This is a genomic window from Leifsonia sp. 466MF (assembly GCF_900100265.1).
In the GTDB taxonomy this organism is placed as follows: domain Bacteria; phylum Actinomycetota; class Actinomycetes; order Actinomycetales; family Microbacteriaceae; genus Leifsonia.
In genome coordinates this window covers 966,560-992,426 of the sequence record NZ_LT629696.1, presented here as the reverse complement: position 1 = coordinate 992,426, position 25,867 = coordinate 966,560, and the positions used below count along the sequence as shown (strand labels likewise).

At 71.0% G+C, this 25,867-nt stretch carries 27 protein-coding genes and 1 tRNA gene; 12 read left to right on the top strand and 16 right to left on the bottom strand.

Going from position 1 to position 25,867, the window contains the following annotated elements:
* Window positions 1-19 precede the first annotated feature (19 nt).
* Entirely contained in the window at window positions 20-1,132 is a 1,113-nt protein-coding gene (locus BLR91_RS04790; protein WP_089876728.1) for an aminopeptidase P family protein, read from the top strand.
* 37 nt (window positions 1,133-1,169) lie between these two features.
* Here BLR91_RS04790 and BLR91_RS04785 read toward each other — a convergent pair whose 3' ends face one another.
* Complete coding sequence (locus tag BLR91_RS04785; RefSeq protein ID WP_442911226.1) at window positions 1,170-1,583, bottom strand: DUF3054 domain-containing protein; 414 nt, start codon at window positions 1,581-1,583, stop codon at window positions 1,170-1,172.
* A gap of 174 nt (window positions 1,584-1,757) precedes the next feature.
* Here BLR91_RS04785 and BLR91_RS04780 point away from each other — a divergent pair, with 174 nt between their 5' ends.
* Window positions 1,758-4,634, top strand: coding sequence for an aminotransferase (locus BLR91_RS04780; RefSeq protein WP_089876730.1), 2,877 nt, complete (start codon window positions 1,758-1,760; stop codon window positions 4,632-4,634).
* Here the strand turns inward: BLR91_RS04780 and BLR91_RS04775 are convergent.
* On the bottom strand, window positions 4,573-5,511 hold the full coding sequence (locus tag BLR91_RS04775; protein WP_089876732.1) for a LysR family transcriptional regulator ArgP: 939 nt from the start codon (window positions 5,509-5,511) through the stop codon (window positions 4,573-4,575). The two genes, BLR91_RS04780 and BLR91_RS04775, sit on opposite strands and share 62 nt — an antisense overlap.
* 69 nt (window positions 5,512-5,580) lie before the next feature.
* Here BLR91_RS04775 and BLR91_RS04770 point away from each other — a divergent pair, with 69 nt between their 5' ends.
* A complete protein-coding gene (locus BLR91_RS04770; RefSeq protein ID WP_089876733.1) occupies window positions 5,581-6,180 on the top strand; it encodes a LysE/ArgO family amino acid transporter in 600 nt (199 codons plus the stop codon).
* An 18-nt stretch (window positions 6,181-6,198) separates the two neighbouring features.
* Here the strand turns inward: BLR91_RS04770 and BLR91_RS04765 are convergent, their stop codons facing one another.
* The 6 genes from BLR91_RS04765 to galU form a co-directional block, all read right to left on the bottom strand.
* Window positions 6,199-6,780, bottom strand: a complete 582-nt coding sequence (locus BLR91_RS04765; protein ID WP_089876735.1) for a TetR/AcrR family transcriptional regulator — start codon at window positions 6,778-6,780, stop codon at window positions 6,199-6,201.
* A 2-nt stretch (window positions 6,781-6,782) separates the two neighbouring features.
* On the bottom strand, window positions 6,783-7,331 hold the full coding sequence (locus BLR91_RS04760) for a hypothetical protein (RefSeq protein ID WP_089876737.1): 549 nt from the start codon (window positions 7,329-7,331) through the stop codon (window positions 6,783-6,785).
* Between the two features lie 106 nt (window positions 7,332-7,437).
* A tRNA-Ala gene (locus tag BLR91_RS04755) sits at window positions 7,438-7,513 on the bottom strand.
* A 58-nt stretch (window positions 7,514-7,571) separates the two neighbouring features.
* Window positions 7,572-8,693 (bottom strand): hypothetical protein, encoded by a 1,122-nt coding sequence (locus BLR91_RS04750; protein ID WP_089876740.1) that lies wholly within the window; start codon window positions 8,691-8,693, stop codon window positions 7,572-7,574.
* Window positions 8,694-8,822: 129 nt separating this feature from the next.
* Window positions 8,823-9,485: a GNAT family N-acetyltransferase gene (locus tag BLR91_RS04745; RefSeq protein ID WP_018191696.1), complete on the bottom strand. Its 663-nt coding sequence runs from the start codon at window positions 9,483-9,485 to the stop codon at window positions 8,823-8,825.
* Between the two features lie 23 nt (window positions 9,486-9,508).
* Window positions 9,509-10,486 (bottom strand): UTP--glucose-1-phosphate uridylyltransferase GalU, encoded by a 978-nt coding sequence (galU, locus tag BLR91_RS04740; RefSeq protein ID WP_029042986.1) that lies wholly within the window; start codon window positions 10,484-10,486, stop codon window positions 9,509-9,511.
* A 59-nt stretch (window positions 10,487-10,545) separates the two neighbouring features.
* Here galU and BLR91_RS04735 point away from each other — a divergent pair, with 59 nt between their 5' ends.
* The 3 genes from BLR91_RS04735 to mscL are packed head-to-tail and all read left to right on the top strand — an operon-like array spanning window position 10,546 to window position 11,953.
* Window positions 10,546-11,130, top strand: coding sequence for a 5-formyltetrahydrofolate cyclo-ligase (locus BLR91_RS04735; protein ID WP_018191698.1), 585 nt, complete (start codon window positions 10,546-10,548; stop codon window positions 11,128-11,130).
* Between the two features lie 35 nt (window positions 11,131-11,165).
* On the top strand, window positions 11,166-11,498 hold the full coding sequence (locus tag BLR91_RS04730; protein WP_089876742.1) for an FmdB family zinc ribbon protein: 333 nt from the start codon (window positions 11,166-11,168) through the stop codon (window positions 11,496-11,498).
* 17 nt (window positions 11,499-11,515) lie between these two features.
* Window positions 11,516-11,953: a large-conductance mechanosensitive channel protein MscL gene (mscL, locus tag BLR91_RS04725; RefSeq protein ID WP_089876744.1), complete on the top strand. Its 438-nt coding sequence runs from the start codon at window positions 11,516-11,518 to the stop codon at window positions 11,951-11,953.
* 228 nt (window positions 11,954-12,181) lie between these two features.
* Here the strand turns inward: mscL and BLR91_RS19955 are convergent, their stop codons facing one another.
* The 5 genes from BLR91_RS19955 to BLR91_RS04705 all read right to left on the bottom strand — a co-directional run bounded on the left by BLR91_RS19955 (window position 12,182) and on the right by BLR91_RS04705 (window position 18,830).
* The gene (locus BLR91_RS19955) at window positions 12,182-12,373 is read right to left on the bottom strand and encodes a hypothetical protein (protein ID WP_157694662.1); all 192 of its coding nucleotides are present in this window, start codon (window positions 12,371-12,373) and stop codon (window positions 12,182-12,184) included.
* Between the two features lie 26 nt (window positions 12,374-12,399).
* The gene (locus BLR91_RS04720; protein ID WP_089876746.1) at window positions 12,400-16,158 is read right to left on the bottom strand and encodes an ATP-binding protein; all 3,759 of its coding nucleotides are present in this window, start codon (window positions 16,156-16,158) and stop codon (window positions 12,400-12,402) included.
* A 146-nt stretch (window positions 16,159-16,304) separates the two neighbouring features.
* A complete protein-coding gene (locus tag BLR91_RS04715; RefSeq protein ID WP_155885511.1) occupies window positions 16,305-16,799 on the bottom strand; it encodes a hypothetical protein in 495 nt (164 codons plus the stop codon).
* Window positions 16,800-16,851: 52 nt separating this feature from the next.
* A complete protein-coding gene (locus BLR91_RS04710; RefSeq protein ID WP_089876748.1) occupies window positions 16,852-18,144 on the bottom strand; it encodes an MFS transporter in 1,293 nt (430 codons plus the stop codon).
* Complete coding sequence (locus tag BLR91_RS04705) at window positions 18,141-18,830, bottom strand: ArsR/SmtB family transcription factor (protein WP_089876750.1); 690 nt, start codon at window positions 18,828-18,830, stop codon at window positions 18,141-18,143. The genes BLR91_RS04710 and BLR91_RS04705 overlap by 4 nt, the downstream gene beginning before the upstream one ends.
* Window positions 18,831-18,905: 75 nt before the next feature.
* On the opposite strand from BLR91_RS04705, the gene BLR91_RS04700 reads away from it, so the two are divergent.
* Window positions 18,906-20,351, top strand: a complete 1,446-nt coding sequence (locus tag BLR91_RS04700; RefSeq protein WP_089876752.1) for an MDR family MFS transporter — start codon at window positions 18,906-18,908, stop codon at window positions 20,349-20,351.
* Between the two features lie 66 nt (window positions 20,352-20,417).
* On the opposite strand, the gene BLR91_RS20320 is transcribed toward BLR91_RS04700, so the two are convergent.
* Complete coding sequence (locus BLR91_RS20320; RefSeq protein WP_231918820.1) at window positions 20,418-21,065, bottom strand: G5 domain-containing protein; 648 nt, start codon at window positions 21,063-21,065, stop codon at window positions 20,418-20,420.
* 99 nt (window positions 21,066-21,164) lie between these two features.
* Window positions 21,165-21,806: a class I SAM-dependent methyltransferase gene (locus BLR91_RS04690; protein ID WP_018191707.1), complete on the bottom strand. Its 642-nt coding sequence runs from the start codon at window positions 21,804-21,806 to the stop codon at window positions 21,165-21,167.
* A 194-nt stretch (window positions 21,807-22,000) separates the two neighbouring features.
* Here BLR91_RS04690 and BLR91_RS04685 point away from each other — a divergent pair, with 194 nt between their 5' ends.
* Together BLR91_RS04685 and BLR91_RS04680 are read left to right on the top strand one after the other, a co-directional pair.
* Window positions 22,001-22,834 (top strand): DsbA family protein, encoded by an 834-nt coding sequence (locus tag BLR91_RS04685; RefSeq protein WP_089876754.1) that lies wholly within the window; start codon window positions 22,001-22,003, stop codon window positions 22,832-22,834.
* A gap of 135 nt (window positions 22,835-22,969) precedes the next feature.
* A complete protein-coding gene (locus BLR91_RS04680) occupies window positions 22,970-23,293 on the top strand; it encodes a hypothetical protein (RefSeq protein ID WP_018191709.1) in 324 nt (107 codons plus the stop codon).
* On the opposite strand, the gene BLR91_RS04675 is transcribed toward BLR91_RS04680, so the two are convergent.
* Window positions 23,290-23,877 carry a TetR/AcrR family transcriptional regulator gene (locus BLR91_RS04675; protein WP_089876756.1) on the bottom strand — a complete coding sequence of 196 codons (588 nt, stop codon included), beginning with the start codon at window positions 23,875-23,877 and terminating at the stop codon, window positions 23,290-23,292. The two genes, BLR91_RS04680 and BLR91_RS04675, sit on opposite strands and share 4 nt — an antisense overlap.
* Before the next feature lie 132 nt (window positions 23,878-24,009).
* Between BLR91_RS04675 and BLR91_RS04670 the strand changes: the two genes are divergently transcribed.
* From BLR91_RS04670 to BLR91_RS04660, 3 genes are read left to right on the top strand one after another with little or no spacing between them, the layout of a single operon-like run.
* Window positions 24,010-24,606 carry a DUF6230 family protein gene (locus BLR91_RS04670; RefSeq protein WP_020077106.1) on the top strand — a complete coding sequence of 199 codons (597 nt, stop codon included), beginning with the start codon at window positions 24,010-24,012 and terminating at the stop codon, window positions 24,604-24,606.
* Window positions 24,597-25,139: a DUF6114 domain-containing protein gene (locus tag BLR91_RS04665; protein WP_089876758.1), complete on the top strand. Its 543-nt coding sequence runs from the start codon at window positions 24,597-24,599 to the stop codon at window positions 25,137-25,139. The genes BLR91_RS04670 and BLR91_RS04665 overlap by 10 nt, the downstream gene beginning before the upstream one ends.
* Window positions 25,136-25,852: a hypothetical protein gene (locus BLR91_RS04660; RefSeq protein ID WP_089876761.1), complete on the top strand. Its 717-nt coding sequence runs from the start codon at window positions 25,136-25,138 to the stop codon at window positions 25,850-25,852. The genes BLR91_RS04665 and BLR91_RS04660 overlap by 4 nt, the downstream gene beginning before the upstream one ends.
* Window positions 25,853-25,867 lie beyond the last annotated feature (15 nt).

The following is a 25,867-nucleotide window of genomic DNA, read 5'->3' as shown; positions in this document are numbered from 1 at the left end:
ACCGGGAGAGGAGACGCACATGCAGGAGATCAGAGCGCGCCACTTCGCGGAGCGCCTGGAGCGCGGCGCGACCCAGGCCCGCGCGGCGGGATTCGACGGCCTGGTGATCGCGCCCGGCCCCGACCTCGCCTACTTCGCCGACTACCTTCCCGTCGCCACGACCGAACGGATCACCCTGCTCGTCATCCCGGCCGACGGCGAGCCGACGATGCTCGTGCCTGCGCTCGAGCACGGCGGTGCCGCCGAGACCCGCGCCGCCGGGGCGATCCGGCTGACCGACTGGTCCGATGGTCAGGACGAGTACGTCCCGGCGGCTGCACTGCTCCGGCCTGACGGCCGATACGCGATCTCCGACGCGACCTGGGCGATGCACCTGCTCGGCCTGCAGGAGAAGCTGCCCGACGCGCGCTTCGCAGCCATCTCCAACGCCTTGCCGATGCTGCGGGCGGTCAAGACCGGCGACGAGATCGACCGGCTCGCGGCCGCCGGGGCCGCGGCCGACGCGACGTTCGAGGACATCCTGCGCGTGCCGTTCGCCGGGCGCACCGAACTGCAGGTGGCGGCCGACCTCGACCGGCTGCTGCGCGAGCACGGTCATGCGCAGGTCGACTTCACGATCGTCGCCTCCGGTCCGAACGGCGCCGATCCCCATCACGAGCCGGGCTCCCGGATCATCGTCGAGGGCGACATGGTCGTCCTCGACTTCGGCGGGCTGCTCGACGGCTACGGGTCCGACACGACCCGGACCGTCCACGTCGGCGAGCCCACGGACGAAGAGCGCGAGGTGTTCGACGTGGTCGCGCTGGCGCAGCAGACCGCCTTCGAGGCGGTTGCCGTCGGCGTCCCGTGCGAGGAGGTCGACCGGGCCGCCCGGCGGGTGATCCGCGAGGCGGGATACGGCGAGTTCTTCATCCACCGGGTCGGGCACGGCATCGGCGTGACCACGCACGAGCCGCCGTACATGGTCGAGGGCGAGCACCATCCCATCGAGGCGGGGATGTGCTTCTCCATCGAGCCGGGCATCTACCTGCCCGGTCGATTCGGCGTCCGGATCGAGGACATCGTCGTCGCGGCGGAAGACGGCCCGCACCGGCTGAACAACTCCAGCAGGGAGCTGCACCTGGTCGGCTGAGGAGAGGCGCGCTGAAAAGGCGCGCTAAGAAGGGGCTCTAGCGCACGGCGCGGTCGACAGCGACCTGCTGCGCGGCGGCGAGGGTCCGGCGCCGCCGCACGAACGGCAGCGCGATCAGGCGCCAGCCGACGAGGAACACGCCGAGCACGACGGCAGCGACGGCGATGAACGACGGCTGGACGCCCTGGCCCGCGGATGTGCGGATGAGCATCCCCACAGCGACCGTCATCAGCCACACGGGGATGCCCGGCCAGATGATCGCGAGCGGGCGGTACCAGGCCCACGTCACCAGCCAGCCGACGACCAGGCCGACGAGGAACGGCCAGAGAGTGTCGAGGATCCCGAGGACGGAGTTCGCCTCCCCGTGGCTGCGGCGCCCGATGAGCACGAAGAGGGTCACGAGGGCCACGTCGATGACGAATGCCGCGAGCGCGGTCCTCCAGGATTTCACGGGCACCAGGCTACGCGGACACCCCCGAGCGTTCGCTGGACGGGAGCCGAATTGATACCGGTGGTTATCCACAATCGGCAGCCTGTCCACAACCTCGGTCCACGGTCGACATGGCGTCCATACCCCCTCAATAGACTGACGTCAGATCCGCCCCACCCGAGCCCTGGAGCCCTGTTGCCGAACTTCGACTTCCTCACCCAGCCCGCTCTCCCGCGCCCGGACGTCACGGCCGACGACGCGGCGGCGATCGCGGCGGCGCACTTCGGCCTCGACGGCCGCATCACCGAGCTCGGCAGCAACCAGGATCGCAACTTCCGCATCGACACCGGCACCGACCGGTACGTGCTGAAGCTCGCCAACCCGGTGTTCTCCGCCGACGAACTGCGGGCTCAGAACGCGGCCCTCCGCGCGCTCGCGGGGTCGGGCATCCGCATCCCGGAGGTCCTCGAGACCACCGGCGGGGACGAACTGGTCGAGGTCGACGTCCGGGGCACGACCCTGCTCGCCCGCGTGCTGCGCTACCTGGACGGGGATCCGCTCACCGACGTCGGCCGTCCGACGCGCGAGCAGCTGCGCACTCTCGGCACCCTCGCCGGCCGCGTCGCCGCCGGGCTCTCCGCGCTCCGCCACCCGGGCCTCGACCGGACGACGCAGTGGGATGCGCGCGTCAGCGGCGAGGTGGTCGACCTGCTGATCGAGCACGTCGCCCAGCCGGCGAAGCGCTCCGTCGTGCGGGAGGCGACCGACGCCGCCCTCGCCCGGCTGCAGGCGGTGCGCGACCGGCTGCGCGTCCAGGCGGTCCACGGCGACGTGACCGACGACAACATCGTGCTCGGCGATGACGGACCCGGCGTGATCGACTTCGGCGACGTGTCCGACGGCTGGCTCGTGGCCGAACTGGCCGCGACCGTCACGAGCGCCCTGCACCACCTTCCGGACGAGCCGCTCGCCGTACTGGACGTCATCGAGGCGTTCCACGCCGAGTCGCCGCTCGACGACGCCGACCTCGCCGCGCTGTGGCCGCTGGTCGTCCTCCGCGGCGCCGTGCTCGTGGTCAGCGGCGAGCAGCAGGTCGCGCTGGAGGCCGACAACGCCTACGCCGCCGAGAACCGTGCGCACGAGTGGGTCGCGTTCGACGTGGCCCGACGACTGGATGCGGCGGAGCTGGAGACGCTGATCCGCGCCCGGCTCGCCCGGTCCGCGGTCACCGGGGCGCCGACCGGTCTCGGCCGCTTGGTCGCACTCACCACCACTCCCGAGAACCTCGCCGACCTCTCCGTCACCGCCCGCGACCTCGATGCGGGAGCCTGGCTGGCGGTGGATGCGGAGGATGCCGTCCTCGCCCGCGTGTGCCGCGAGCACGGGCACGCCGTCACCCGGTACGGCGAAGCGCGGCTGACCCGCGCCCGGACCGATCGCGCCCTGCCCTCCGCGACCGTCGCCCTCGCCGTGACACTGGATGCGCCCACCGGTGTCGAGGTGACCGCCCCATTCGCGGGCGAGCTGGCCCTCACCGGAGGCTCCTGGCTGCTGCGCGGTGGCGATGCCGACCTGTGGCTGGACGGACTCACCCGCCCACTCACGACCGCGACCGTTACGGCCGGCGCGCCGATCGGCACGGCCATCCGCCTCACGGCACAGCTCAGCACGCTTCGCGGCCACCGCCCGCCGTCACTCGTCACGCCGACGCTCCCGTTCTCGTCCTGGACGGCCGTCTCCCCCGACCCGTCGGCGCTGTTCGGCGTCGATCTCATGGTGGCGGAACCCGATCCGGAGGCGTCCCTGGCCCGACGGGACGCGACCTTCGCGCAGGTTCAGGAGCACTACTTCGCGCATCCGCCGCTGATCGAACGCGGCTGGCGGCACCACCTCGTCGACACACGGGCCCAGAGCTACATCGACATGGTCAACAACGTCACGCAGATCGGCCACGGGCACCCGCGGCTGGTCGACGCGGTGCGGGACCAGTGGGCGCGGCTGAACACGAACTCGCGGTTTCACTACGACGAGCTCTCCCGCTTCACCGAGCGCCTCGCGGAGATCGCGCCAGAGGGGCTCGACACCGTCTTCCTGGTGAACAGCGGCAGCGAGGCGGTCGACCTCGCGCTCCGCCTGGCCCAGATCCACACCGGCCGGCGGACGATTCTGGCGGTGACCGAGGCCTACCACGGCTGGACCATCGGCTCCGACGGCGTCTCGTCGTCCCTCGGCGACAACCCGCGCGCCCTGGAGACCCGGCCCGACTGGGTGAAGCTCGTGGCCGCGCCCAACTCGCTGCGCGGGCGCCACCGCGGGTCCGAGTCCGCGGCCGCCTACCTGGCTGACCTCGATGCCGACCTCGCGGAGCTGGAGGCGACCGGCACCGAGGTCGCGGGCTACATCGCCGAGCCGGTGTTCGGAAATGCGGGCGGCCTCATGCTCCCCCACGGCTACCTGGCCGGGGTCTACGAGCGCATCCGCGCACGCGGTGGCGTCTGCATCGCCGACGAGGTCCAGGTCGGCTACGGCCGGCTCGGGCACTATTTCTGGGGCTCCGAGCAGCAGGGGGTCGTGCCGGACGTCATCACGATCGCGAAGGCGATGGGCAACGGGCAGCCGCTCGGAGCCGTCATCACCCGGCGCGAGATCGCGGAGTCGTTCGCGGCCGAGGGCAGCTTCTTCTCCTCCGCCGGCGGCAGCCCCGTCTCGTCGGTGGTCGGACTCACGGTGCTCGACGTCATGCGCGACGAGGGCCTCCAGCAGAACGCCGCAACGGTCGGCGACCATCTTGCCGCGCGTCTGCGTGAACTGGGCGAGCGGCATCCGCTCGTCGGCGCCGTCCACGGCATGGGCCTGTACCTCGGCATGGAGCTGGTCCTCGACCGCGAGACGCTGCAGCCCGCGACCGCGGAGGCGGCGCTGGTGTGCGACCGCATGCTGGCGGAGGGCTGCATCGTGCAGCCGACCGGCGACTACAAGAACGTGCTCAAGATCAAGCCGCCGCTGTGCATCACGCGCGAGAGCGCCGATCGCTTCGCGGACGCGCTCGACCTCGTGCTGGCGACCCTGTAGGCCGGAGGACGCGGCGCGCCTCCTCTCCGATCGCGGCAGCGACGGCGTCGAGCGCGGCCGACCGCAGCGACCACTGGTGCCAGTACAGCGGAACCTCGGCCGTTCGGGAGTCGTCGAGCACGACCAGCGCGCCCGAGGCGACGAGCGCATCCGCCTGCAGATCGGGCAGCATCCCCCAGCCCAGCCCGTGCACCGCCGCTTCGACGAACTGGGTGGACGCCGGGATGTAATGGCGCGGCGGTCGGGCACCGGGCGCGAACGTGTCGAGGTAGCGGTCCTGCAGGGCGTCCTTGCGGTCGAAAACCAGCATCGGCGCGACGGCGGCCGCCTCCGGACTCCAGCCATCGGCGCACCAGCGAGCGACGAACGCCGGGCTCGCCGCGGCGCGGTAGACCATCGAGCCGAGCGGCGAGGACGTGCACCCTTGCACGGGCTCCGGGTCGGATCCGATCGCCGCCAGCGCCGTGCCGTCACGAAGTCGGTCGAGGGTGTGCTCCTGGTCGTCGATGGCCAGCTCGTACGCGACGCCGTCGAGCCGGGCGAGCGCGGGAAGCACCCAGGTGGCGAGGGAGTCGGCATTGACGACGAGCGGGAGCGGCGTGGCGGTCGCCTCGTCGTCATCGCCCGCCAGCTCGGCCGCGGCCTCCGCCTCCAGCAGGGTCAGCTGGCGGGCCAGGCGAAGCAGGACGCTGCCCGCCCCGGTCGGCGCGACCGGCTTGCTGCGCCGGACGAGCACCCGCCCGCTCTGCTCCTCGAGCGCCTTGATGCGCTGGCTGACCGCCGAGGGGGTGATGTGGAGCGCAGCGGCGGCCGCCTCGAAGGTCCCGCCGTCCACCACGGCGGCGAGGGTCCGCAGGTGCTCGACGTTGGCGGCCATGAAGGGATGCTAATCCATCATCACGAACCTGAGCTGTACTTAGCCCACGCACAGCCCTAGCGTCGAGGAGTGCTCGCAACGTTCTTCACCGGCCTCGGCTCGGCCGCATCCCTCATCGTCGCCATCGGCGCGCAGAACGCGTTCGTCCTCCGCCAGGGGCTGCGCCGCGAGCACGTCCTGCCGATCGTCCTCATCTGCGTGATCAGCGACGCCCTGCTGATCGCGGCGGGCGTGGCCGGCATCGGGGTCCTGGTGAAGAACGCGCCGCTCGCGCTCGAGATCGTCCGCTGGGCCAGCTTCGCCTTCCTCCTCGGCTACGCCGTCTTCGCCGCGCGCCGGGCGCTCAAGCCGGAGTCGCTGACCGCCTCCGGCGCCGTGGTCGGATCCCTCGCCGCGGCCGTCGGCACCTGCCTCGCGATCACGTGGCTCAACCCGCACGTCTATCTCGACACCGTGCTGCTTCTGGGCTCGCTCTCGGCCTCGCACGGCGACCCGGGCCGCTGGGTCTTCGGCGCGGGCGCCGCGACCGCCAGCCTGCTCTGGTTCGGTCTGCTCGGTTTCGGCGCGCGGTTCGCCGCTCCCGTCTTCGCGAAGCCGATCGCCTGGCGCATCCTGGACGGCGGGATCGCGGTGCTCATGGTCGTGCTCGCGATCCTGCTGGTCGTCTAGTCCGGCAGCACGCGCATCTCAGCGGAGCCTATCCAGGTGCGCCGCCAGCACGCCGACGGCCTGCCTGCGTTCCTCTGGTCCGTCCTCCCAGAGCAGGTGGAGAGCGACGCCGTCGACCAGGGCGTGCAGCCGGTCGGCCTCGGCCGGCGCATCCGCTCCCGCCCGAAGCTCCCCCGCCCGTTCGAGTTCCGCGATCAGGCGGACGCACAACTCGCGGATGGCGGAGTTGAAACCCAGAAGGACCGGTCGGAGCTGCCCGCTGCTGAGCGCCAGCGCCCCGAGCTGCAGGTGTGCGGTCAACTCGATCCGCCGCTCCTCGTCGAGGGGCAGCAGTTCCTCCAGGACGGCGAGCACGGCCATCCTGCCCTCGCCGCGAACCCGTTCGATGCGACGTGTCGCGTTCTGCCGAATGTGCTCGAGGCAGAAGCGGCGCAGCGCATCCTGCTCGGGGAAGGCCCGGCGGAGGGATGCGGTGGCGATGCCCGCTTCGGCCGCCACATTGCGCACCGACAGGCCCGCCAGGCCGTCGCGCGCCAGCACGCGCAGAGCCGCCTCGGCGATCTCGCGGTCGCGCTCCTCGTGGTCGATCAGCCGGGGCATCGTCAGCTGCCCGACGCGGCCAGCTGCGCGGTCTTCTTGGGCCAGATCGTGTAGCTGACCGCCCAGAGCACGTCGATGCCGAGGATCACTCCGAGGAGGGGGAAGAACCCGAGCAGCTCCGCGGTGCGCTCGGGAGCGCCGACCGCGAGGATCAGGGCACCGAGGATCGCCGCGGCGACGGCGCATGCGAGCAGCGTTCGCGCGGCATCCTTCCAGCAGGCGACCGTGTACGCCCACCCCGTCGGCTTCGGACGCGGCTCGGCACCACGGAAGCGCTGCGCGAACTTCGCGTCGGCCCAGGCGATCATCCGGTGCCCGTAGGCGACCGAGATGCCGATGTACAGGGCGGCGAGGCCGTGGTGCCAGGATGCCGTGGCTCCTCCGATCAGGTCGGCGGCGACCAGCACCAGCAGCACGACATCGATGAGCGGGGCGGCGATGAGAAGCGCGGCGCCCACGCGGGGCTTCCCTGCCGGGTAGCGGGCGATCAGGCCGGCGACGATGGCCACCCAGAACCCGATCTCGCATGCCACGATCGCCAGCAGAATCATCTCGCCCCCGCATCCTTCTGTGTTAGCACGACTGTACCAACAAACAAGGATGGGAGCGAATGCGGCCAAACAAAAAGGCCGCCCGACTGGGCGGCCTTTCCGGTTCTGGTGGAGCTAAGGAGATTCGAACTCCTGACCTCTTCGATGCGAACGAAGCGCGCTACCAACTGCGCCATAGCCCCGGGGAACTGCTTAGAAACAATAGCACCCCTCGCCGGTCCCGCCGAAATCGAGCACGGCTCAACTGGCCGCTCGGCGACGACGCAGGACGGCGTCCAGGTCCATGCTGCCGGTGTCCGCCTCGTCGAGGATCCCCATGCTCGCGTAGCGGCTCGGGACGGTCGTCGCAGCGGTCGCAGACGCCGCAACGGAGGCCGCCACCGGGGCCACTGCGGACGCGACAGCGGGCGGGGCCGTCGACTCCGCGACCGGCCGCTCCACGGCCCGCAGAGGGACGGGCGCGGCCACCGGCGTGGGCGGTGCGACCTCGGCCGCCTTCCGCTCGAACTCGGCACGAGCAGCCGCACGGCGCAGCTCCGCGGCGGCATCCACCGACGCCATCGCGGCGGCCGCGACGGTGCCGGGCGACAGGTGCAGCGGCTTCGGGAGCGGGCGGGGCGTCCAGCTCTGACGCAGGCGCTCCTGCACCGGGACGTCATCGTGCTGAGCGTCGTCGTAGAGCTCCGGCGCGACGACGGACGTGCGCACCAGGGGCTGGGCGACCCCGGTGGCGCGCTCCGGGCGCGCGAGGCGGCCGAGCATCCATCCGGACAGCGCGACCGCGCCGACCGAGGCGGCGGCGAGCAGCCACGCTCCGGTCTCGAAGAGCAGAACCGTGCCGGAGACGAGCCCGATCAGTCCGGCGACGAGCACGAGGGTCGAGAGCCCGCGCGCCCGGCGGAGACGGCGGCGGCGCTGCGGCGACAGGGCAGGCCGAGAAGTGGATGTGGCGAGCACACGAGCGCGCTGCGCGGCGGCCGCGCGGGCGGCACGCTCCAGGGCGATCGCCTCCGCGGCGGCCCGCTCCGCCTCCTCTGCCGCGCGGCGGCGCTCCTCCGCGAGCGCCTGCTCGCGGCGCGCGTGGGCGGCGGCCTCCGCACGGGCGGCGGCGAGGGTCTTCTGCTCCGACCTGCGGAGGATGCGCTGCTGCTCCGCGACCGTCCGGGCGGTGGCCTCGAGGCGCACCTCGTCGGGGAGCTCGCTGGTCTCGGCGAGGATGCGCAGCGTCTGCTGCAGCCGCACGGCGTTCCGCTCCGTGGCGAGGTACTCGCGGCGGCGCAACCACACCGGGACCAGATAGGCGAGCCACAAAGCGGCCGCGAGCGCGACGACGACCCCACCGCCCATCACATCCCCGTTCATGTCCTCTACGGTAGGGGCGGCGACGGCCGTGCCTCGGTCACCCGCGGGGGTGTGTCACCCGATCCAGCGCGCTTTCAGCACATTTCCACCGGAAGCACACGGCTGAACGGCCCGGGGATGAGAACCGGCTCAGTAATGCCGGGCGATCGGCAGCGGTATGGCCGCCGCCGCGCGGTCCTCCGCGGGAATGATCGCGGCGTCCTCCGGGACGTTGTGGTCGAGCCAGCGACGCAGCACGCCCTGGGTCAGCTCCTCGGACACCAGCGCGAAGCAGAAGTGGTCGCGCCAGTCGCCGTTGATGTGGATGTAGCGGCGCCGCAGCCCCTCGTAACGGAAGCCGAGCTTCTCGACCACGCGCAGGCTCGGGCCGTTCTCGGGCCGGATGCAGATCTCCATCCGGTGCAGCCCCAGCTGGTAGAAGCAGTAGTCGGTCGCCAGCGCCACCGCGGTCGGGGTGATGTTGCGGCCGGCGAACTCCTCGGCGATCCAGTAGCCGATCGTCGCGCTCGACAGGGAGCCGTACGCGATCGACGAGACGTTCAGCTGCCCGGCGAGGCGCCCATCCCACTCGACGATGAACGGCAGGCCGTGCCCGGCGCGCGCGTTCGCCAGCAGGGATCGGATGCTCGCCCGGGTGTCGAACGACCCGGGCGCGTACGGGCTCGTCGCCTCCCACTGCCGCAGCCAGCTGCGGTTGTCGAGCAACGAACGCTCCAACGGCCGCGCATCGCGCAGGCGGATGGGACGCAACCCCACGCGACCCTCGGTGAGGGTGGGGACGACGAGCGCCAACGGAGTCCTCCTTCGGCCGGCCGTCAGCGGGACCGGTCGGAGAGCGTCTGGATGGGCCCGGTCGGGTCGACGGGCATCTCCTCGACGAACTCGACGGGCTCGTCCGCGAGCTCCGCGGCGAACTCGCGGAGCCACGGGCGCAGCTCGGGACCGAGGTCCTCACGGTCGACGGCGAGCCGGACGATCGCCTTGATGTAGTCGAGGCGGTCGCCGGTGTCGTAACGGCGGCCGCGGAACACGACGCCGTAGACGCCGCCGGTCCAGTCGGGCGCCTCCGCCATGGACTGCAGCGCGTCGGTCAGCTGGATCTCTCCGCCGCGACCCGGCTCGGTGCGCTCCAGGACGTCGAAGACCTCCGGGCGCAGCACGTAGCGGCCGATGACGGCGTAGTTCGAGGGGGCGTGCTCCTTGTCCGGCTTCTCGACGAGACCGGTGATACGGACCACGTCCTCCTCGTCGGTCTTCTCGACGGCGGCGGCGCCGTAGAGGTGGATGGAGTCGGGGTCGACCTCGAGGAGGGCGACCACGCTGGCGTGGCGCTGCGACTGAACGGTCAGCATCCGGCTCAGGAGGTCGTCGCGCGCGTCGATGATGTCGTCACCGAGCAGCACGGCGAACGGCTCGCGGCCGACGTGCATCTTGGCCCGCAGGACGGCGTGGCCGAGGCCCTTCGGGTCGCCCTGGCGCACGTAGTGCATGTCGGCGAGGGCGGTGGAGTAGTTGACCTTCTCGAGCCGGTCGGTGTCGCCCTTCTTGGTGAGGGTCTCCTCCAGCTCGGCGTTGCGGTCGAAGTGGTTCTCGAGGGCGTTCTTGTTGCGGCCGGTGACCATCAGGACGTCGTGCAGGCCCGCATCCACGGCCTCCTCGACGACGTACTGGATGGCGGGCTTGTCCACGACCGGCAGCATCTCCTTGGGCATCGCTTTGGTCGCCGGGAGGAAGCGGGTTCCGAGGCCGGCTGCGGGGATCACTGCTTTCGTAACGCGGTCGTGATTTGCCATGCCGCCTACAGTATCCGCATTTCGGCGGTGCACAGGATGGCATCTCCTAGGATTGGCGTATGGACTCGGACACTGCCGCTCATCGCAAGCGCGCCCTGCGTGCGGAGCTCCGCGAGCGCCGGCAGAACCTCACGACGACCGAGCGTCAGACCGCGACGGCGGGCCTGACCCGCAACCTCGTCGACCTCGCGACCGACCTCTCCGCCCGCTCGGTGGCGGCGTACCTCTCCACCCCGGTGGAGCCGGACACGCGCCCCTTCCTCAACTGGGCGCACACGCAGGGCCTTCGTGTCCTGCTGCCGATCTCGCGCGAAGACGGCCTGCTCGACTGGACCACGGGCGACGGCGAGACCGAGACCGAAGGCCTGTTCGGCCTGCCCGAGGCGGTCGGCGAGCTGCTCGGGCCGATCGCGATCAACGACGTCGACCTCATCCTGGTGCCGGCGGCCGCGGTCGATGCGACCGGGATGCGGATGGGCTGGGGTCGCGGATACTTCGACAAGACCCTGGGCAGCATGGAAAAATGTCCCCCGGTGTACGCCGTCCTGTTCGACGGCGAACTGGTGGACGAGGTGCCGCGCGAGCGTCACGACCAGCCGGTGGACGGCGCGGTCACGCCGACCCGCATCGTCCAGTTCACCTGACCCCCGACCCCGACAGCGAGCGCAGCGGAAGAAGAATGCCGACCTACTCCTACTCGTGCCGCGACTGCGGCCACGCCTTCGACATCCAGCAGGCCTTCACCGACGACGCCCTCACGGTGTGCCCGAACTGCGGCGGATCGCTCCGCAAGGTGTTCGGGACCGTCGGCGTGACGTTCAACGGCTCCGGGTTCTACCGGACCGACTCGCGCGGCGGGGCGAAGAAGGCGGACTCGGGTTCGTCGTCGTCTTCGTCGGGCTCGTCGTCTTCCTCGTCCGGCTCGTCCTCCTCCGGCTCCTCCGGCTCAACCTCGTCCAGCTCCTCCACCTCCTCGACCCCGTCGACTCCGTCGTCGGGCTCCGCCGCGTAGAAGGGTTCGTTCCGGTCATGCTCAAAGGGTTCAAGGAGTTCATCCTCCGCGGAAATGTGATCGACCTGGCGGTCGCGGTCGTCATCGGCGCCGCGTTCACCGCGGTCGTCAACTCGATCGTGAACAACCTGATCAATCCCCTGATCGGCGCGATCGCCAAGACGCAGGGCCTCGAGTCGTCGCTGGTGTGGACGATCGGCGACGCGCAGATCAAGTTCGGAGCGGTGCTCGCGGCGATCATCAACTTCCTGATCGTCGCCGTGGTCGTATACTTCGTGTTCGTGTACCCGATCAACCAGGTGCGCAAGCGCGCAGAGCGCCTGCGCAAGAAGGGCGTCGTCGAGCCGGAGGCCCCCATCACGGAGCTCGACCTCCTCACCGAGATCCGCGACCTGCTGCAGGCGCAGCAGTCGCCGCCGCAGCCGTCGGGCAAGCACGCCGACCCCCTCACCTAACCCCTCCCCCTTCGTCCCGCGGAGCCTTCACCGCTGAAGTGCACGTTGTTGCGGTCGACACGCCGCGCAACCCCACAACAACGTGCACTTCGAGGATTTCGAACGCTCGCGGCCGCGCCGTCTCCACGAGCCGTCATCCGCTGAGGTGCACCTTGTTGCGGGTGACACGCCGCGCAGGTGCGCAACGACGTGCACCTCGGCGAGAAGGCGAGAGGGGACGCGGGCGGGCTACCAGTGCGGAGGGACGTCGCGGCGCAGTTGCTCGTCGTTCGACGACCAACTGGGGGCGTTGTCGGAGTCGGGGGCGGCCGGCGCGGGCGGGGTGCCCTCCCGCGGGTCGACGCGCGGCGCCGGGTCGGTTCCGGGCGCGCCTGGGCGCTGCACGCGGCGGTGCCGCCGCCTTCCGGGTGTCTCGCTCATCCCGTCCAGCCTAGAACGGACGCGCCCTACGCGAGCGGCGGCAGCGTGATCGGCGCCGTCTCGGCGTCCGGCTCCGCCTTGCCGATGAGCTTGGCGATACGCCCGGCGACGGCGTCCGGGTCGGCGAACAGCTCGAAGCTGTGCACGCGCAGGTAGTGCCAGCCGAGGCGGCGCAGCACGTCCGGGCGGAGGCGCAGCGACTCGCGCAGGCTTCCCTTCGACACGTCCTGGTCCGTCTCGACCGCGACCGCGCGGCCGCCGTGCGAGGCGACGAGGGTCAGCTTGCCGCGGTAGCCGAGGTGCACGTCGAGGCCGCGACGGGCCAGGCGCTTGGCGAGGTCGAGCACCATCGGGTCGGCGTCCGGGCTCAGGTACTCCGGAGCGGCGGCCTGGATCTGGTCCGCCTCCCCCAGCACCTGGGCCAGCGCAGCGATGCCGTGCCGCATCCGCGTCTCGTCGATGTCCTCCGGCCGGAAGCAGGAGACGATGTCCATTCCGCGGCGGCCACGGGTCATGCCGACGGCGAGCAGGCGGTCGCCGCCCGGCTCGGCGAGGGCGCCGAAGTTCGACAGCAGACGGCCGTGCGGGGTGCGGCCGTAGCCGATGGAGAAGATGACGCGGTCGCGGCTCTGCCCGACCGACTGGTCGAGCGTGACGACGGTGAACGGCTCCGCCCGGTCGCCCAGGATGAAGTCGGCCAGCTCCGAGCGCTTGGCGAACGCCGCCAGCACCGCCTGGTTGACGCGCACGGCGTGCCGCTCGCTCGCGGTGATGACCATGAGGGACTCGCGCGGACGCTCGGTCGCGTGCGCGAGCACCAGCTCGACGACCTTCGCGACCTCCGCGTCGGTCGACTCGACCGCTCCCGTGTCGGTATCCGGCATGCCCTGTCCGCCGCTGACGTAGTGCAGCGACAGGCTGCCGTGGCCGAGGTAGGTGCCGGCCCAGGGCATGGAGTCGATCATCCCGCCGTAGAAGCGGCGGTTGACCAGCTCGGCGAGGTCTTCGCCGCCGGCGCGGTAGCTGCGGCTGAGCGTGTAGACGGGGAGCAGCTCGGCGAGGCGCGCGAGCGCGGAGTCGGCGTGGAGCGCATCCACGTCGACGTCCTCGACGGTCGTGCCGTACTCGTGCACGCCGATGTCGAAGCGCGACGGCGTCTGCGTCACCGGGTCGCCGAACGCGACGACCTGCTTCGCGCGACGGATGACGGGGACGTTCTCGGCGAGGCTCGACGCGCCCGCATCCACCAGCAGCACGGCGTCGAAACCGACCTCGCGGCCGATCGACGGCACCTCGTAGGGCGAGATCAGCCAGACCGGCGCGAGCGGACGCGCGAGGTGCGGCGCCGCCTCGTTGAGCGTGGTCGCCGTCGGCGTCGTGCTCTTCAGCAGGCGCTTCAGCGCTGCCGCCTCGTCCGGCCAGTCGACGATGCCGATCTTCCAGGTCTCGGCGAGCATCCACGCCAGCTGCTTGCCGGTGGCGGAGGCGTGCGCCTCGTCCACCAGCCGGAAGTCGGCCTCGAGCCGATCGAGAACCCCGGTGTTGGCGTTGAGCAGCGCGCGGTCGGAGGCCAGCAGCGACTCCAGTACCGACTGCCACCACGCGAGCTCCAGCTCGGCGCTCACCTGGGTCTCCGGAACGTGCCGGATGGACAGGTCGGAGATCAGCGGGTCGAGCTCCTGCTCGCGCAGCTGGGTGAGCAGCGCGGTGCGCTCCTGCAGGTTGGCGAGCACCTCGGACTCGGCGGCGAGGCCGGCGATCTGGCGGGTCAGCTCCTCCACGGGGAGCGCTGCGAGCGACTGCGGCGTCCCGGTGCGGCGGAGCGGGATGTCGAGGCGCGCCAGGTCTTCGGCAACGCGCTGGTAGGCGACCTGCACGTCCGCGATCCCGACCGGGACCTCGGGCACGACGCCGGCGACGGCGAACCGGTTCCAGAGGATGCGCTGCTGCTGGATGCGCCGCAGGCTCTCGTTGAGGTCGGTGACGTGCACGCCGGGCCGGACGTACTCCAGAGCATGCTTGCGGAGGCGGCGGCGGTTGGCGCTCGACATCGACGGCGACTCGCGACGGGATGCGGTGGCCGCGATCAGCTCGGTCAGCGAACGGTCGTAGACGGAGGGGGTGAACTTGTCGAGCGTCTCGCGGATGTCGAGCAGGAGCCGCAGGTAGACGCCGAGCTCGGCGATCGAGGCGAACGGGCGCATCCGCGTCTGGCCGATGAGGGCCTGGGCGCGGTCGATGAGGCGCGGCAGCTCGGCGCGGTTGAGCTTCTTGGCCAGCTCGTGCGCGGCCTTCCCCTCCTCCGTCGTCGTGAAGGAGGCGCCGTACCAGGGAGAGTCGTTGGGTCCGTACCGGAACTCGCCGAGGCGGGCGGCGCGGATCAGCGCGTCCGCCGACGCGGCACGGTCGCGGGCGAGCCCCTCGATCGCCCGGCGGCCGAGACGGGCCGTCGTCGAGGGCGGGGCGGGAAGAAGGGAGAGGCGTGAGAGCTCGCGCAGCGCATCCAGGACGGACACGCGCAGCACGGGGTCGCGGCGGGTCAGCGCTGCTCGGTAGTCGACGAGCACCTTGCGGAGCCGCACCAGCGCCTCGTCGACGTCGGTGACCTTCGGTTGGGTGGCCTTCTCGTTGCGGGCGATCGACTGGATGAGGTCGCGGCGGAGCGTGCGCGGCGTCACCGCGAGACCGGGCAGACCGGCCTTCGTCAGCCGCTGAGCGATGTCGTCGAGGCTCGACCGCCGCGGGCTCACCACGAGCACCCGCTTGTGCTGGCCCACCAGGGCGCCGATCGCGTTGACGATCGTCTGGGTGCCGCCGGTGCCGGGCAGCGTCTTGACGACGAGCGAATTGCCCGCGGCGATCTGCGCGACCACGTTCTCCTGCGCCTCATCGGCGTCGAGCAGGAGGGTGTCGGTCGCAGGCGGACGCTCGTCCTGGCGGATGGGCTCCACCGGGTTGAAGGCGCTCTCGACCGTCGTGCGCGCGGTCGGGTTGCCGGCCAGCGCATCCAGCAGGACGGTGTCGAGGTCGCGGGCCTCTTCGCTCAGCGCCGGGGCGACGTCGGCGAACGACGAGGCGACCAGCCGCGGCTGGACGTTGAACCACGGCAGGTGCGAGGTCAGGCCGCGCAGACGGTCGATCACCGGCTGCGGCTTGAACACGCCGTTGCTGACGGCGAGTGCGACGAAGGCGTCCGCATCCAGCGTGATCTGGAACTGCTCGTTGAGAGCGCGCGCGAGTTCGGGGTTGAGGAAGGTGTGGCCCTTCAGCTTCAGCTCGAAGTCGCGGCCGTAGCGGCGGATGGCAAGGGGGCGCAGCAGGATCGGCGCCATGTACTCCTCGGAGCCGTGCCGCCACTGCGCCAGGCCGATCGCCAGGTGCACCGACTCGATGCCGCGCACGGAGCGCAGCTCGATGCCCTTCGCGGTGATCGCGTTCGCGGCCGCGCGCGCGGTGCGGAGCGCCAGCTCGTCGCGGATGAGGCTGGAGAGCAGCGTGCTCTGCCCGGTGATGAACTGCGGCAGGCCGCCGGGATGCGTCGTGCTCAGCTCGATGCGCGTACGCGGGCTGTCCTCGAAGTGGAGCAGCGGGGAGACCCCGCCGACCGCCGCGATCTCGTCGCGCCAGCGCTTCCACACCGGGTCGGCGATGTTGCCGGCGACCAGGGCCGGGTCGCCCAGACTGAGCGCGTGCGGAGCCGTCGTCGTGCGCGGGTTCAGGGCGTCATCGTCTGGGATGCCCGACGTCGCGTCGTCATCCTCGGTCTTCCTGTCCAGTCGCCACACACCGACACCCTACGTTCACATCCCCGGAAACAGCGGGAACCCGGGCGGGTTTCGCGTCAATATCATGTGCCGGAATACCGGTGCCGCCCTCCAGCTCACCCGGCGCGTCGTGACGCGCGACCGACGAGTGCGATCGACGGGCGCGATCAGGGCGCCGGGGTGAGCGTGCCGTACGGCGGGAGCGCGCCCGTCACGACCGGCACCTGCAGGCCGACCGAGTCTCCCCCGCTCGTGACCGTCACGGTCGTGAGCGAACCGGGAGCCGAATTCAGGTCGCTCACCAGGCTCTCATCGTCCGGCGGGTCGCCGAGCTGCTGGGTGTCGCGCGGGTCGAGGGACACGGTGATGCTCTTTCCACCGCTCGGCGCGATCTCGACCTGCTGGGTGTCGTTCCCCTGGTTCACCAGCGTGACGACCAGGTTCGCCGTCGCGCCGTCGTCGCTGGTGACCAGCACGGCGTTGCCGACGAACACGTCCCCGACGGTGGCGCTCGATCCGACGCTGGCCTCCTCGATGTCGAGGGTGTCCTGCGGCGCGAACAGGTCGCACGCAGTCAGTCCCCCGGTCAGGGCCGCGGCGAGCGCCACGGCGCCGACGGTGCGGCGGAACAGCGGGATGCGCGAGAGGGTGCGGTACGACATCATCCACCTCCGGGGGACCACTGTGGCAGCACCCTAGCGTCCGCGCGGGCCGTTACGTAAGACGGGTCCTCTCGGCAGCCACACCGCTTCCGGCGAGCCCGCGCCTGTCCCGCAACGCCACGACTCCGATCAGCCCGCAGAGCAGGTAGAGCGACCCCTGCACGTCGAGCACCGGGACGATGTCGCCCGAGTCGGCGAGGAGGCCGCCGATGAGCAGCCCGACCGCCTGTGCCGCGCCGTCGAGGGTCGTGACCGCGGCGATCACCCGCCCGAGGGCGCGCGCGGGGACGGTCGTCTGGACGAGCGTGATCTCGCCGGTCGCCGTCGTCACCCCGGGGATGCCCATCGCGATGAACAGCCCGGCGTAGACCCACAGCGCCGTGGTGAACGGAGCGAGGTTCCAGGTGACGAGCGACAGCGTCCCGAACACCAGGTAGCCGACGCCGATCATCCAACGCGGCGCCAGCCGTCGCGCCAGGGCGCCGGTCACCAGGCCGCCGAGCACCCCGCCGATCGCCTGGACGCCGCGGATGATGCCCGCGCCGGTGTCGCCTGCTCCGAGGTTCTGCGTCACGTAGACGAGGAACAGCACGAGGAAGAGACCCTGCGCGACGCCGGCGAGCGCGGCGATGCCCGCGAGCGTGCGCAGGGTGGCGGAGCGTGCGATCAGCGCAAGTCCCTCCACCCACTCGTGCAGGATGCGCCGCTCGGCGACCGCCGCAGGCTCGCCGTCCGCTTCCGCTGCGGCATCGGCCGTCCGCGGTCGCCGGCGCACGAACAGCACGAGCCCCGCGGTGATGAGGTACGACGCCGCATCCGCGATCACGACACCCGGCAGCCCCCACAGCGCGAACGAGAGGCCGCCGAGCGGGGAGCCGATGAGCCGGGCGAGGCTGTCGCTCACGGCGATCAGGGCGTTGCCACGAGCCAGCTGGTCGGCGCCGACCAGCTGCGGGATCATCGCCTGCCGCGCGGGGTTGATGATCGCGCCGAGCACCGCCTCGACGGCGGCGACCGCGTAGACGATGCCCATCCGGTCGGCGCTCGCCGCGAGGAGTGGAAGCAGGAGCAGTCCCTGCAACAGGGCGACGATGATGATCGTGCGGCGGTGATCCCAGCGGTCGACGAGCACGCCGAGGAAGCTGCCGACGAGGAGCATCGGGACCAGCTCGACCAGGAAGACGGTGGATGCGCCGAGCGCCGACCCGGTCGCCGACAGGGCGAACAGCGGCAGTGCGATCATGAGCAGCCAGTCGCCGGTGTCGGAGACCAGCCCCGCCGTCCAGACGAGGGCGAAGTCGCGGCGGAGCAGCGGCGAACGCTCGCGGGTCGCTGTGGCGGTCACGACGCGCCTCCCTCGGCGTCTGTGTCGTGCCGCTCGGCCGAGGCACCTGCGGCCCGCGCCGCCGCGATCGCGTCCGGGTGCCGGAAGGCGTTCAGGTGCAGGGCGACGACATCGCTGCCCTCGGGCGCATCCACTCTCGTGAGGGCGATGTAGGGGCGGATGAGCGCATCCAGCCCCTGCATCAGCTCGCGCAGCTCGCCCGGCGTCAGTTTGAGGGCATACCCCGTCAGCAGGCTCGCCTCGCGCCACTCGATCGGCTGCTCGTCGCGCTGAGCGATGGCACGGTGGACGAGCGCCGCCTCGTCGTCGACCTGGCGATCGGCGAGAGCGCGCTCGACGGTGTCCGCGCCGATCGCGAACTCGGGGTCCTCGGTGCGGCCGAAGGTCAGCCCGGTGGAGGACGACCGGTAGGGACGCTCGCGGCCGTCTTCCGCATCCACCGGCTCCACCAGCCCGACCTTGGCGAGTGCACGGAGGTGGTAGCTGCAGTTGGACGCCGTGGAGCCGACGACGGCGGCGCACTCGCTGGCGGTGCGCGGCCCGAACGACATCAGGTGGTCGAGCAACGCCAGACGCAGGGGATGCGCGAGCGCGCGCAGGGCCCGCGGATCGGTGACCGTCGTGCGCCGCTCGGGACGCGCGCGGTCGGCCTCCGCACCCTCGTCCGACCCAGTTATGAAAGACATGTTTCAGATTGTGCCGCCCATGCTCTTTCACGTCAAGCCGGGAATGCGACCGGCTCCCCCGCGTTGTTGACCTCTATGAACGAACCCACCCGAGCGAGCGTCGGATTCCGGTCCGAACGTGGCCCCATCCTGATCGCCCTCATGCTGACGACCGGGCTCGTGGCCATCGACTCGACGATCCTCGCGACGGCGGTGCCCTCGATCGTCCAGGACCTCGGCGGGTTCGCGCAGTTCCCGTGGCTGTTCTCCGTATACCTGCTCGCGCAGGCGGTGTCCGTGCCCGTCTATGCGAAGCTGTCCGACACCGTCGGCCGCAAGCCCATCGCGCTCATCGGCATCGCGCTCTTCCTCCTTGGCTCGGTGCTCTGCGGGTTCGCGTGGAGCATGCCCGCCCTGATCGCGTTCCGCGCCCTCCAGGGGCTGGGCGCCGGCGCCATCCAGCCCATGTCGATGACGATCGCGGGCGACATCTACACCGTCGCCGAGCGCGCCAAGACGCAGGGCTACCTGGCGAGCGTGTGGGCGATCTCGTCCGTCGTCGGGCCGACGCTCGGCGGCGTGTTCTCGCAGTTCCTGTCGTGGCGCTGGATCTTCTTCGTCAACATCCCACTGTGCATCCTGGCCGCGTGGATGCTCATCCGCAGCTTCCACGAGAGCATCGAGCCGCGGAAGCACCGCATCGACTACGCGGGAGCCGCACTGCTCACCGGCGGGATGACGCTGATCATCCTCGCGGTGCTCGAGGGCGGACAGGCGTGGGCGTGGGACTCGGTGTGGAGCATCGGCTCGTTCGCGCTGGGCGGCGTCCTGCTGGTCGCGTTCGTCCTCGTCGAGCGGCGAGCCGCAGAGCCCGTGCTTCCGCTCTGGGTGTTCTCGCGCAGGCTGCTCGTCACCACGACCCTGATCTCGCTCGGCGTCGGCGCCATCCTCATCGGACTCACGTCGTACGTGCCCACCTACCTCGAGGGCACCATCGGCGTCGCCCCCATCGTGTCCGGCCTCGCCGTGGCCGCCCTGACCCTCGGCTGGCCCATCGCGGCCAGCCTCTCCGGCCGCTTCTACCTGCGCATCGGGTTCCGCAACACGGCACTGCTCGGGATGAGCATCGCCATCGTCGGCGCGATCTCGCTCGCGCTCACCTCGCTGACCCCGTCCGTCCTGTTCGTCGCGGTCAGCTGCTTCATCGTCGGCCTCGGGATGGGTCTGATCGCCACCCCCACGCTGATCGCCGCCCAGTCGAGCGTGGCGTGGAACGAGCGCGGCGTGGTGACCGGGAGCAACATGTTCGCGCGCTCCATCGGCAGCGCGGTCGGCGTGGCCGTGTTCGGTGCCATCGCCAACGCGATCATCGGGGCGTCCGCCGGCGGCGCGCACGCCGCGGCGACCATCCAGCAGGCGTCGACCGCCGTCTTCGTCGCGGTCGCGATCGCCGCCGTTCTGACGATCGTCGCGGGCCTCGCGATGCCGCGCTCACGCGTGGAGGACGTGGAGCTCGGCCGCACGCCGGCAGCATCGAGTTGACGCAACACGCCGTGCGCGCACTCGCCCGCACGGCGTGTTGCGTCAACCAGATCGGTCGCCGCGGGGTCAGCCGTCGCAGCCGGTGCCGTCGCCGTCGCGGTCGAGGTCGTAGATGTCGGAACCCACCACGGTCACCGGTCCCTGCACGTAGGCGGGGCCGTTTCCGCTGCCGCCCGCACAGTCCACGTCCGAGGCGATGGGAACGCAGGCTCCGGTGTAGTTCGGATCACAGCCTCCACCGGGCGCAGGCGCGGGAGCAGGCGCAGGCGCAGGCGCAGGCGCGGGAGGAGGCGGCGGGGCGGGCTGCCTGCTGCCGACGCTGGTGACCTGGTCCACGGGCGCCGTCGTCACCGCCTCGGAGACCAGCTCGCGGGAGGTCTCCACCCCGTCGACGTACGTGACCCGATAGGTCTTCGTCTTCACACCGTTGGCGCCGACGGTGGTGACGGCCGACCAGCCGACGTCGTGCCCGGGGTCGTCGGCGTTCGTGGCGGCGAACGGGATGACCTCGTCCGCCGTCTCGGTACGCACCTCGACGCTCGGCGTCGGGCTCGGCGTCGCGGACGGGGATGCGGATGCCGACGAGGTGGACGACGTCGCGGCGGCGTCCTCCGCCGCAGGATGATTGGCCGCGTTCGCCGCGATCCCCACTCCGAGGACCAGGGCCGCGCCGAGTCCGATCGCCGCCCATCCCTTCGCTCCTACGCGCGCCACATCCACTCCTTCGGGTCGATCGCCCGAGAACCGGGCGACACCTGAAGGCTAAAGAAGTGAGAACTCCTCGGTATAGCCCGCGAACAGGGGGTGGATGCGTCAGCCCGGCAGGCGGGTGAGCACGACGAACTCGTTGTAGGTGAACGCCTTGCCCGCGAAGCGCGGGAGCGGGAACGAGTACTCCCGCTCGACCGTGAGGCCCAGGCGGTCGGCGAGGCGGTGGAGGCCGTCGAAGTCGGTGAACGCGACATGGGTGGCGTCGCTCGCGTAGCCGCGCTCCTGCGGCGTGATGAAGAGGACGTGACCGCCTGGCTTCACGTACGGAAGGTACGTCTGCACCAGCTCGACCGCGAAGTCCGGGTCGACGTGCTCCACGACGTGCGCGAGCAACAGCGAGTCGAACGCGCCGGGCACCGCGTACTCGGTGGAGGGGAACTCGTCGCTCGTGAACGAGGTCAGCCCGCGCGCCCGCGCGATCGCCACGGACTCCGCATTGTGGTCGACGCCGACACCGTTGTTGCCGAGGTGCGCCAGGTTACGGCCCAGGCCGCTCCCCACATCCAGCACCCGTCCGAGGTGCAGCCGGCGGATGTTCCAGCGGTACGGCGCCTGCACGTTCAGTGTGCGGCGCCACCAGCTGGTGTCCAGGCGACGAAGGCGCTCCGCGTAATCGGCGCCCGCGGTGTCGCGGCCCTCGTTCGGCTCCGCGCCGGTTCCGTGCCCTTCGGAATCCGACGGCATCAGCTGGCTCGGTCTGTCGACTGCATGCGTCCACGGTAGAGCACCCGGTACAGCGCCTTCAAAGCAAAGTCCCCCTACGATCATGTGAGAACTGTCCACTGTTCGATGGGATGAGCTGAATGGCAACTGGCAGAGGGACGACTGGTCCTACCAAACGCGACCGCCGCGAGGAGGCGCGCGAAACCGCCAGGAGGATGCGCGAAGAGGCCGCCAAGAAGGCCAAACGGCGCAAGATCATCGTTCAGGGATCGGTCATCGCCGGCGTCATCGCCGTGCTCGCCATCATCGGCGTCGTCATCTTCACCACGGTGGGAACCGGGGGCGCCGGAGCCGCGAACCCGAAGAACATGGCCAGCGGCGGCATCCTGCTCGAGTCGTCGAGCAAGGCCGTGACCACGCCGGCGATCCCGTCGGGCGGCCAGCCGACGCCGACCAAGATGGAGCTCGACGGCAAGACCGCGCACATCCAGATCTGGCTCGACTACCAGTGCCCCTACTGCGACCAGTTCGAGACCACGAACGACGACCAGATCAAGCAGTGGATGGCGGACGGCTCGGCGACCGTCGAGATCCACCCCGTCGCGATCCTCGACAGCGTGCAGAACAAGAACTACTCGACGCGCGCCGGCGCTGCCGCATCGTGCGTCGCCAACTCGCAGCCGAACAAGTTCTGGGACGTCAACTCCGCGCTCTTCGCGAAGCAGCCGGACGAGCAGACCGGCACCGGGCTCACGAACGCCGAGATCCTCAGCATCTTCAAGGATGCGGGCGTCACCTCCAAGGCCGTCACCGACTGCGTGAACAACCAGACGTACGCCGACTTCGTCACCGCGATGACGAAGGACGCGACGACCAACTCGCAGCTGAAGAACCCGACGACCGGCGGTTTCGGAACCCCGACCGTCTTCGTCAACGGCGAGCGCTACCAGGGCGGGTTCACCGACGCCTCGCAGTTCGCCGCGTTCACGCAGGCAGCCGTGAAGGACGCCGGCTCGGGCAAGACCATCACCTTCCCCACCGCTAAGTAGCGCGAGCTCTAGCCGACAGCTCCTGAGTTTTTCGCCCGAATCGTCACGATCGGGCGGAAAAACTCAGGAGCTGTCGGCTTTGGACGGGGTGTAGCGTCGGGGGCGACAGGGCTGGAGAGCGGAAGGGACGAGGCGATGGATCGGATTCCGGAAGACGGCGTCGAGGGCGTCGAGGTCGGCGAGACGGATGCGGGCGAGACGCCCGGCTGGGCCGATCCGGCCGACGGCGACGTCGACTACGCGCTCAACGACCCCGAGGCCGAGGCCGACTTCGCCGACGAGCTCGTCACGAACGACGCAGTCGCCGGCGAGACGATCTGGCCGGGACCGGGCGATGGCAACGACGGCCCCACCGGCGGTCAGGCCCGCGAGGCCGAGCCGGTCTACGACGAGCACGGCGACGAGCCGGAGGATGACGGCGTGCTGACCGAAGAGGACGTCGAGGAAGAGGGCATCTAGCCCAGCGCATCCACCACTCCGCAGGCGCTCCGCTCGAGGAAGCCGACGATCTCCTCCGACGGCAGGTCGGTGCCGATCGCGCTCTCGACGAGCGCCTCCTCGGCGAACGCGATCCACGATCGCAGCGCGATGCGCAGCAGCACGGTGTCCGGCACGCCCAGTTCGAGGAACACCGCGATCACTCGATCCGCCTGCTCCCCGCGGGCCTCCTCCACGACCTGGCGCACCTCCGTATCTCCCGAGGCGATGCCGCGCACCAGCGAGTAGAACGTCCCACTGTGCTCGCGCACGAAGGCGACGATGCGCTCCAGCGTGTCGTGGAGGCGGTCCAGCGGCGCGAGGCCGGCGACCGGTTCCGTGGCGTGCAGCATGCTGTCGCGGGCCGTCCGCACGACCTCCCGATGGAGCCCCTGCTTCGACCCGAAGTAGTGGAACAGGAGCCCGCGCGAGACGCCCGCGCGCGCCGACAGCTCCTCGATGGAGAGCTGGTCCAGCGGGTTGTCGGCGAGGAACGCCACCCCGAGCGCGACGAGCTGCCCGCGACGCTCGTCCGGCGTGAGCCGTGTGCGCCGGTCGGTGTCCATGCTTCGAGACTATCGGCCGCCTCCCGAACGCTGAGGTGCCGGATCACCTATTGACAGCCTGTCAATAACGTCTAAGCTCGCATCTGGACCTGACTGCGCCGACGCTGTCAAGTCCCCCGAACAGGAGGATCGATGAAGTTCCGAAAGCTCGCCGGGTCGCATGCCGGACGGATCGTGCTCGCCGCCGTCCCCGTCGCCCTCGTCTCCACCGTGCTGATGACCGGCGTCGCCCAGGGCGCCGTCCCCGTCTCGTTCGCCGTCTCCGGCAGCCAGTTCCAGATCAGCGCCACCAAGCTCGACGGCACCGGATTCTCGCAGTACGCCGGCGTCGCGCCCGACACCGCGGGCAAGGAGCACCAGGTCGCCATCGCGAACATCAAGTCCGCCACCCTCTCCGACCTCTGCCAGGCCGTCGTCACCGACACCCCGCTCGGCAAGGTCGGGATGCTGATCACCGCGGGCGGCGGCGGGAACCCGGCCTCGGCCTCCGACCTGCAGATCGGCATGACCGACCTCAAGGGCGACTCCGAGTTCCACAACATCCGCATCGGCGTCGACGCGTCCACCGTGAACACCACGGCCAAGGGCTCCGCAGGCGACTTCGCGCAGGATGCGGACACGGTCACGATCACGAACCTCCAGCAGACCGCGTGGAGCACCCAGGCCTCCGTCTTCACCCTCAGCGGCATGCACGTCGAGCTGACCGACGGCTCGAAGGGATGCTTCTGATCGTGGCCCGCGCGCACGCGAACGGCCCGATCGCGGCCGGCGAGGAGACGACCGCGCCGAGCGCCCGCGCGCGCTTCCGCGCGTGGCGCCGCCGCCGCCCCTTCGTCGGCGGTCTGCTGACCGCGATCGGCGGCGTCGAGATGTTCTTCTCGGGGCAGCTCGACATCGGCAAGATCCACGTGCAGCTCGGCATCGAGGGACTGCAGGCGACGATCATCCCGATCCTGCTGGTGCTGCTGGGCATCCTAGTGATCGCGATGCCCGCGCACCGCATCTTCTACGGCGTCGTCGCGCTGGCGGTCGCCGTCTACTCACTGGTCGGCGTCAACCTCGGCGGGTTCTTCATCGGGATGCTGTTGAGCAGCATCGGCGGCATCCTGACCGTGGCGTGGATGCCGAAGAAGGCCGAGGGGGATGCGGCAGGCGCCGACGGGGATAATGACGCGCGTGCCGCCGCTTCGGCCGCTGAATCGCCGGCCGCATCGCCGACCGCTTCGCCCGCCGCATCATCCACCGAAGGCACGATCGCATGAGGCGGGGCCGCTCCGGCATCGTCGCGGGTGCCCTGGTCGCGTGCATCGCCGCCGCCCTCGCGGGCCTCGGCGCCGCACGCGTGCCGACCGCGGCTCCCGCCGCGCTGTGCATCCCGATCATCATGCCGTGCAGTTCGCCGACGCCGACCCCGACGCCCACGCCGACCGGCACCGGCATCCCGGGCGTTCCCACGCTGCCGATCCCGGGCGCTCCGGGCGCGCCGACCGCGCCCGGCTCCCCCACCCCGACGCCGACGACTCCAACGGCCCCGGCCACTCCCGCGGGACCGGACGCGACCGCTCCGGTCTTCACCCAGCCGCCCGCGCAGCTCGGCAGCAGCTCGCTGTCGTTCTCCGGCCTCAAGGGCATCAGCGTCGTCACCGTCCCGCTCGCCGACGGCAGCCGCGTCCCGGTGCTCAAGATCTCGGCCGACAGCATCACCATCGACCACTTCAGCCTGACCGTCCGCAAGGAGACCGGCCCCAAGCTCGCGACCACCGCCGACCAGATGGCGCTCCGCGGCAACGTGCAGGTCTACCTCGACTCGGTGACCGCGACCGGCCCCGACGGAAAGACCCTGACCCTCGGCGCGGCCACGCCTCCCCCGGCGGACGGCCTGCCTCCCCAGCTGCTGCGCGTCACACTCGGGCTCGTCGGGGTGACGGCGGACAGCATCCACTTCACCAACCCGCACCAGCACCTGACGGAGTAGCGGCCCCGTCACTCC